The sequence below is a fragment of the Nitrosomonas sp. genome, from assembly GCF_040240425.1.
In the GTDB taxonomy this organism is placed as follows: Bacteria; Pseudomonadota; Gammaproteobacteria; order Burkholderiales; family Nitrosomonadaceae; genus Nitrosomonas.
In genome coordinates this window covers 74,895-81,915 of sequence record NZ_QPHG01000014.1, presented here as the reverse complement: position 1 = coordinate 81,915, position 7,021 = coordinate 74,895, and the positions used below count along the sequence as shown (strand labels likewise).

The 7,021-nt window shown below is 49.2% G+C and carries 8 protein-coding genes and 1 pseudogene; 4 read left to right on the top strand and 5 right to left on the bottom strand.

Translation table 11 applies throughout. The features are described from left to right. From DU481_RS07385 to DU481_RS07370, 4 genes and pseudogenes are all read left to right on the top strand, one after another. A pseudogene (locus DU481_RS07385) lies at nucleotides 1-106 on the top strand (IS1595 family transposase); the annotation flags it as partial. Nucleotides 107-820: 714 nt separating this feature from the next. Then, nucleotides 821-1,801: a cysteine synthase A gene (cysK, locus tag DU481_RS07380; protein ID WP_350133553.1), complete on the top strand. Its 981-nt coding sequence runs from the start codon at nucleotides 821-823 to the stop codon at nucleotides 1,799-1,801. A 65-nt stretch (nucleotides 1,802-1,866) separates the two neighbouring features. Next, nucleotides 1,867-2,748 carry a serine O-acetyltransferase EpsC gene (epsC, locus tag DU481_RS07375; RefSeq protein WP_258192888.1) on the top strand — a complete coding sequence of 294 codons (882 nt, stop codon included), beginning with the start codon at nucleotides 1,867-1,869 and terminating at the stop codon, nucleotides 2,746-2,748. A gap of 29 nt (nucleotides 2,749-2,777) precedes the next feature. Next, the gene (locus DU481_RS07370; RefSeq protein WP_502889922.1) at nucleotides 2,778-3,194 is read left to right on the top strand and encodes a GlcG/HbpS family heme-binding protein; all 417 of its coding nucleotides are present in this window, start codon (nucleotides 2,778-2,780) and stop codon (nucleotides 3,192-3,194) included. Nucleotides 3,195-3,246: 52 nt separating this feature from the next. Here DU481_RS07370 and DU481_RS07365 read toward each other — a convergent pair whose 3' ends face one another. From DU481_RS07365 to cysB, 5 genes are all read right to left on the bottom strand, one after another. After that, on the bottom strand, nucleotides 3,247-3,741 hold the full coding sequence (locus DU481_RS07365) for a DUF2165 family protein (protein WP_350133552.1): 495 nt from the start codon (nucleotides 3,739-3,741) through the stop codon (nucleotides 3,247-3,249). A gap of 140 nt (nucleotides 3,742-3,881) precedes the next feature. After that, complete coding sequence (locus DU481_RS07360) at nucleotides 3,882-4,745, bottom strand: Tim44 domain-containing protein (protein ID WP_350133551.1); 864 nt, start codon at nucleotides 4,743-4,745, stop codon at nucleotides 3,882-3,884. 146 nt (nucleotides 4,746-4,891) lie between these two features. Next, nucleotides 4,892-5,359 (bottom strand): DUF3293 domain-containing protein, encoded by a 468-nt coding sequence (locus tag DU481_RS07355; protein ID WP_350133550.1) that lies wholly within the window; start codon nucleotides 5,357-5,359, stop codon nucleotides 4,892-4,894. After that, complete coding sequence (locus DU481_RS07350) at nucleotides 5,331-5,885, bottom strand: c-type cytochrome (RefSeq protein ID WP_350133549.1); 555 nt, start codon at nucleotides 5,883-5,885, stop codon at nucleotides 5,331-5,333. Before DU481_RS07350 ends, DU481_RS07355 begins: the two co-directional genes overlap by 29 nt. 82 nt (nucleotides 5,886-5,967) lie before the next feature. Then, nucleotides 5,968-6,918, bottom strand: a complete 951-nt coding sequence (cysB, locus tag DU481_RS07345) for an HTH-type transcriptional regulator CysB (protein ID WP_090314839.1) — start codon at nucleotides 6,916-6,918, stop codon at nucleotides 5,968-5,970. Nucleotides 6,919-7,021: the final 103 nt, after the last annotated feature.

Genomic DNA, 7,021 nt, shown 5'->3' with positions numbered 1-7,021 from the left:
ACATACTTTCTACCTGCACTTGAAAGAAACCGAATTTCGTTTTAATCATCGCCGTGATAATCTCTATCATGAAATTCTTAAATTGTTACGTTTAAACCCGCTTTAACTTCCTAAGACCCTACTTAATTAACTTTATAATAAAAACTGCGAATATAGGGTGAAAGAGCACCATTTGCTTCTCTCGTTTAAGTAACGGGGGCTACAAATATCGAATATAGAGGTTTATCGCCCCGAAGACAATCAGTTAACCCTGTAAGCTGTGCTTTCCAAGCACTCGAATGCAAGGATGGGGTGCGGGCGAGCAGCACTACTGGAAGTTATGCGCGGTTGATATCGAATTATTACTTGCATTGCAGTATTCAAGTTCATTATCGAAACCCAGGACAGCATCAAAATGCCAATTGCAAATTTGCTCAGTAAAATTGAATTTCTCTCGCAGTTCATTACGGGGGGATGCGGGTATGGAATTTTGATTTGCATGGATGCAAAGAATTTATCGTGATTCGGATCACGCGGTTAGAAAAGCGCAAGATTTCGCTATCGGCATTAATTAGTATCTCAATCGCAATATTAAATTCCAATTGGATTACAATCAGACCCATTTCACGGGCGCCGCCGGTGGTGGAGCGAACCGGGCGGAAGAGAAAGTGTTGTTTTCGCGCATGCAAATTGCGTTTTGAGTTGTTTCTTACGGATGCAAATCAACCGGTTTTCACTTTCAGCTTCGGAATGAATGCGCTATAGTGAAATGGTTATGTTCCGGTATCACAGTTTGGTTATGATGCGCGGGCAATTGCATCACATACAAAAAGGAAAACTCATGGCAAATTGGTTTGAAAATAATTCATTATCGATTGGGCGTACCCCGCTGGTGCGGCTCAATCGGGTGACGGATGGTGCGGCAGCGCTGGTGCTGGGGAAAATCGAAGGGCGCAATCCGGCATACTCGGTGAAATGCCGCATCGGCGCGGCGATGATCGATGACGCTGAACGCAGAGGTTTGCTGGGTCCGGGAAAAGAGATTGTCGAACCGACCAGCGGCAATACCGGGATTGCATTGGCGTTTGTCGCAGCGGCACGGGGAATTCCGCTGACTTTGACGATGCCGGAAACGATGAGCGTGGAACGGCGCAAGTTACTGGTTGCGCTCGGCGCCAAACTGGAATTGACCGAAGGTGCGCGTGGCATGAACGGCGCTTTGGCCAAAGCTGAAGAAATCGTCGGTTCTAATCCTGGGCGCTATGTATTGTTGCAACAGTTCAAAAATCCGGCCAATCCGGCCATCCACGAGAAAACCACTGGTCCGGAAATCTGGGACGATACCGATGGCGCTGTCGATATTTTTGTCGCAGGTGTGGGAACGGGCGGCACGATTACCGGTGTTTCGCGTTATCTCAAGCAAACCAAAGGCAAAGCCATTACCTCGGTGGCGGTTGAGCCTACCGCGAGTCCGGTACTGTCGCAAAAGCGTGCAGGCGTGTCGCTGGCACCCGGGCCGCATAAAATTCAGGGGATTGGCGCCGGTTTTGTACCGGATAATCTCGATCTCTCGCTGGTGGACGAAATTGAGCAAGTCAGTAACGAAGAGGCCATACTGTATGCGCGGCGTCTGGCGCGCGAAGAGGGGATTTTGGCGGGTATTTCCTGCGGCGCTGCGGTAGCAGCTGCGGTTCGTCAAGCTAAAAGACCCCAAAATGCAGGTAAAACCATCGTGGTGATATTGCCGGATTCCGCCGAACGTTATCTGAGCAGTATTCTTTTTGAAGGTATGTTTGATGCGCAAGGCTTGGCAACAGAGTGAACAATAGTAAGCAGACAAGAGACCTTTTGCTGCGCAGCACGCAATTGGATGTGGACAGTATCGTAATGGAGCTGCGCGCGCTGCGGCTGGCGTCATTGGAGAGCCGCAACCGGCATGACCGGCCACCCAGATTGCCGTCGCGCAGGATTATGGCCAGTGTTGCGGAAGGCTTGAGCGCGGCTATGTTTCCGAACCGACTGGGTTCGTCGGAGCTGGCGGATGAAGGCATTGATCACTATGTCGGGCATATACTGAATATGACGTTGCGCGAGCTGATGGTGCAAATTCAAAATGAATTGCACTATAACTCGGGATTGGAAATGCTCAGCGATGAAGATCGTGCGCAATCGATTGCCATTACGCAGTCCTTTGCCAAACGGTTACCGCAAATCCGCTCGCTGCTGGAGAGCGATATCAAAGCGGCGTATGAGGGCGATCCGGCGGCGCGCAATGTCGATGAAGTACTGGTTTGTTATCCCGGCATCATGGCGATCATGCACTACCGGCTGGCGCATGTTCTGCATGGACTGGGGGTGCCGTTGATCGCACGTATGATTTCGGAAATCGCGCATTCGGTAACTGGTATCGAAATCCATCCCGGAGCGCAGATCGGAGGCAGTTTCTTTATCGATCACGGTACCGGCGTGGTGATCGGAGAAACCGCGATCATCGGTCAGAATGTCCGGCTGTATCAGGCGGTGACACTGGGTGCCAAACGCTTCCCGGTGGACGAGAACGGCGCCTTGGTGAAAGGGAATCTGCGTCATCCGATTGTCGAGGATGATGTGGTGATTTATGCTGGCGCTACGATATTGGGGCGCATTACCATCGGGCGCGGATCGACCATCGGCGGCAATGTTTGGTTAACGCGTAGCGTGCCGCCGGGCAGCAATATTTCTCAAGCGCAGATGCGGCAGGAAGTGTATGAAAATGGTGCTGGAATTTGATTGGTACGATTTTATTTTAAACAAGGGTAATGATGACGGCTCATAAACTCATACTGACGCTGGATGATGCGAAGAAAATAGCCGCCGGAGCGGAGGCGGAAGCCAAACGGAACGGCTGGCCGGTTGTCATCGCTATTGTCGACGATGGCGGGCATTTATTGCATCTGCAACGCCTTGATGGGACGCAGTACGGTAGTATCCAAGTCGCGATTGAGAAAGCGCGTGCGGCGATTGCATTCCGCCGTCCGACTAAAATTTGGGAAGAAAATATTGCTGAAGGGCATTTGCGCTATTTGAATTTGCCTGGAACACTACCGATCGAAGGCGGCCTGCCGGTTATGGTCGAAAATCAATTTACCGGTGCAGTCGGTGTCAGTGGCGTACGGTCGCATCAGGATGCGCAGATTGCTCAGGCCGGGATTGATGCTCTGTTATCGAATAAGTAAGCCGTAGTATCTGCGGGCTGTTTTTATATCGCACGGAGAAACCGACAGTCATTCAAATCTGCTGTTTATCATCCGCTTGGGTTAGATAAATGAGGATGACGGCAATGATCATTACTAAGCGGAATGCAGCCTGCTGCCCATTGGCTGTTTCCGATTGCCACATTAAAAACCATTCGCCGCCAATCGTCATGAATCCGGTAAACCACAGTAAAAAACCCAGTGTCAGTCCGAGAATTGCCAAACCTTTTGCTTGATTGAAAGCAGCGGGGTCTTGGATGCTCCGGTATAAACGTAAACCGCCCAGCCAGGACAGCGCGGCAATCATGATTTCGGTGCCTATGATGAGGCCGTAAACGGTGTGATGAATAGCCGGAGAATGAATGGCGCGCCATAACCCTTCATTACCGGGAAATGTGGTGTCCATCATCAGCACGTGTGCTACCAGCGTGAAATTCGAGTTGTAATCGGTGAGGTTATTGAATGCCACCAGCGAAGCATATAGTGCGAAAGCCAACACCATGACAAGTTTTGATATTCTCGTAGACATGGCTCTGACTGAAGTGGAAATGCTGAGAATTGATGAGAATTAGAAAAAAGAGATTCTGTTTTTGTTGAAACCCGGCCAGATTATAGTGTCAGAGGCATGTCTGGCCGGGGTTTAATTTACAGTGTTACTTTGCTAAAGAATTACGAAACTTGTTGAATTCCTGACAATAACCAAGTCGCGTTAGGATCTTTCAGATCTTTTTGCACGTGCCAGATTTCATCAAAGGCTTCCGGTTCGCCATTTGGAAGTTCACGCAGCTGGCCGGTGAAGCGCACGCTGGCAATCGCCATATCCTGGGTGGTTTCCACTTCCAGTAAGTTAGCATCGATAAACATGACTTCCGATTTTTGTTGCGTATCGCCTCTTTCCTGCATCTGTTCGCTTAATTTCGCCAGCATTTCTGCAGTTGTGAAATCACGGATTTCATTGATATCGCCACGATCATGCGCGGCCTGTAAGCGGATGAACGAAGCCTTGGCGTTGCGGATAAAAGGCTCTACTTTGAAATCTGCGGGGATATTCGGCTGCTGATATGCGCTTACGCTGTTTTCACCGGATGCAGTTTCTGCCGGTGCAGTGAAAGGTGGCGCATTGAAGCGGTCTTGCGTGTCCGCAGCACCCATGCCGGAATATTGCATTGAAGGAGCGTTCTCCGTCCTCGGTTTTCGCAGCATGCGGATGACGAAGAAAACCACGCCAATTAGTAACGCCATAATCACAAAATCCATCATGTTGATATTTTCAAACGCACCGCCCATGAAGAGCGCAGCCAGTAAGCCGCCTGCTGCCAGACCCGCTAATGCACCGCCCCATTTGCTGCCAGTGGAAGGAGCCGCGGCTGGTGTTGTAGCAGGTGCTGCTTTTTGTGTATTGGGTGCCGGATTGACCGATTGGCGTTGCGTGCCTATGTTTTTACCGCCGCCCATACGTTTTGCTTCCGCATCGAAAGCGAGTAATCCAAAACTAAGAAAAGCCAAAGTCAGAAAGGTGAGTGTCTGCTTCATTGTTTTGTCTCCCAAACTGTTATTAAAAGATTGAGTATAGCATCGTGCTTGTATTGCCAGCTATACAGAATTTTTCGACCTTGGATATCCTGAAAAATTTCAAGTTATTTTGTTACTGCAGGTAATGGATGAAATGCCTTACGCGACTAGCGCAGCAAGACAAGGCGGGGAATTGCGTCACGATCAATCCAGACAATCGCATTTTGGTTAAATTGCTGCCCCAATGATTTTGCGCTGTGTATATCGATTCCGGGAATAAAAAAACTTTTTTCTGCCGGCCATACGCCAGCCGGATCAGTGTGCACACTTTCGATACCTTGATAGGCATGACGCGCCAGGAAATGTCTGAGCGATTCATGCGCTGCTACGTTTTCCTCATCGCTGACTAATTGGCTGTAGGGGTTATAGGCGCTGATGATCGCCGCGCACGATTGATTTAATGTCACCAGGAATTGCACGAGCGGTTCGGAGTATTGATCGATTCTTAGCGTAATGCAGTCAGCCGCGGTGCCGATCCGGTAATCCGCGTGGGTGTAGTTTTCGATCAGTGAACCGGAGATCGTTGAGGAAATCGGATTTTTCCGGTTAATGTTCATGCGCATGGCTATGGTCATGCGCATGATCCTTGGTTGAATGGACGAGCTCATCGTATTGCTCGGGTGTCATATGGCTCATTTTGAGGATGAAGGCCGCCATCGCCCAGATCGAGTCATCGTCGTGACTGAGTCCCCAGGCTGGCATGGCGGTCATTTTCAAACCGTTTTTTATGACCCAGAAATATTTCTTGGCGCGATCCTGTTTTTCGGCTTGATCGATGACCGGTTCGCGCTGATGAAATATCGGCGGCTGGGGGTACAAACCGGCAGAGAGCTCCGTAGGCTTCAAGCCGGGTGCAAGATGGCAGACCGGGCACATGGCATCGTAGTGAACCGCGCCTGTCTGCAGCAGCTTTTCATCATCCAAAGGCGGTACTTCCAGATTCTTGGCGCGTGCTTCAATAGAGCTTTCACGTACCCATTCGATGATTTTTTCAGTAATGGCCCAATGTTTCTCGGTGGCTGCCATATTGTAAGCACCGGAACCAAGAGCGGTTATGATCAGAACGAGTAATGCCAAAAACAAACTCAGAATCTTTTTCATGTTTCACCTCATCAGATGATTGGGCACTAGTTGCTTGGGCCGGATAGCTTTGCGATCATCGTACTTTCAATTCCGGTGAGAATCAACTTGCATTCTCGGGATCGGCGGATTTGCCTCTTTCCAGTTTGCTTTGAATACTGGCGTGATCAAGATGAGGCGCAAACATTTCGATGAAATCAAGAATATAACCACGTATATAGCTATTGCGGCTGATGCCGATGCGTGTGGTGCTGGGTTCAAATAGATGACTGGCATCGATGGATCTGAGGGTTTTATCGCGTTTGGCATCAAAGGCCATGTTGGCAAGAATGCCAACACCCAGTCCCAGCTCCACATAGGTTTTAATCACGTCAGAGTCAATTGCGGTGAGTACTACATTGGGCTCCAATCCGCAGCTTGCGAATGCCTGGTTGATTTTTGAACGGCCGGTAAAAGCCGAATCATAAGTGATGATGGGATAGCGATTGATCGCTTCCAGCGTGAGTTTTTTTAATTTCAGCAACGGATGCTTGGGCGGCACAATGATGCAGCGGTTCCACTGATAGCAGGGCAGCATGACAAGTTCTTTGTATTGTTCAAGCGCTTCGGTGGCGATTCCAATATCCGCTTCACCTGAGGTGACCAAAGCGGCAATCTGTACCGGGCTGCCTTGCCGCAAAATGAGTTTGACCTTAGGGTAACGCGCGGTAAAACGCTTGATTACAGGTGGCAAAGAATAGCGCGCCTGGGTGTGTGTAGTCGCGATGGTTAACGTGCCGCCGGCTTCGTTGGTAAATTCTTGCGCTATTTTCTTCAGGTTGTCAGCATCACGCAGCATTTTGACGGCTGTTTTTATGATCAATTGTCCTGGCGGTGTTATTTTTACAATGCGTTTGCCATTGCGTAGAAAAATATCGACGCCGAGTTCTTCTTCGAGCAATTGAATTTGCTTGCTTATAGCCGGTTGAGAGGTGTGCAGATTTTTTGCCGCCCTAGATAAGTTCATGTCCTGATTGGCGGTTTCGCATAAATAGCGCAGTTGCTGAAGTTTCATAGGTCACGCCTGCTAATAGAAAATGGTGATATATATCTAATATAATATTATTTTGATTTATAAATAGGTATTGATATCATGCCATGCGGTTAAAAGGGAAAAA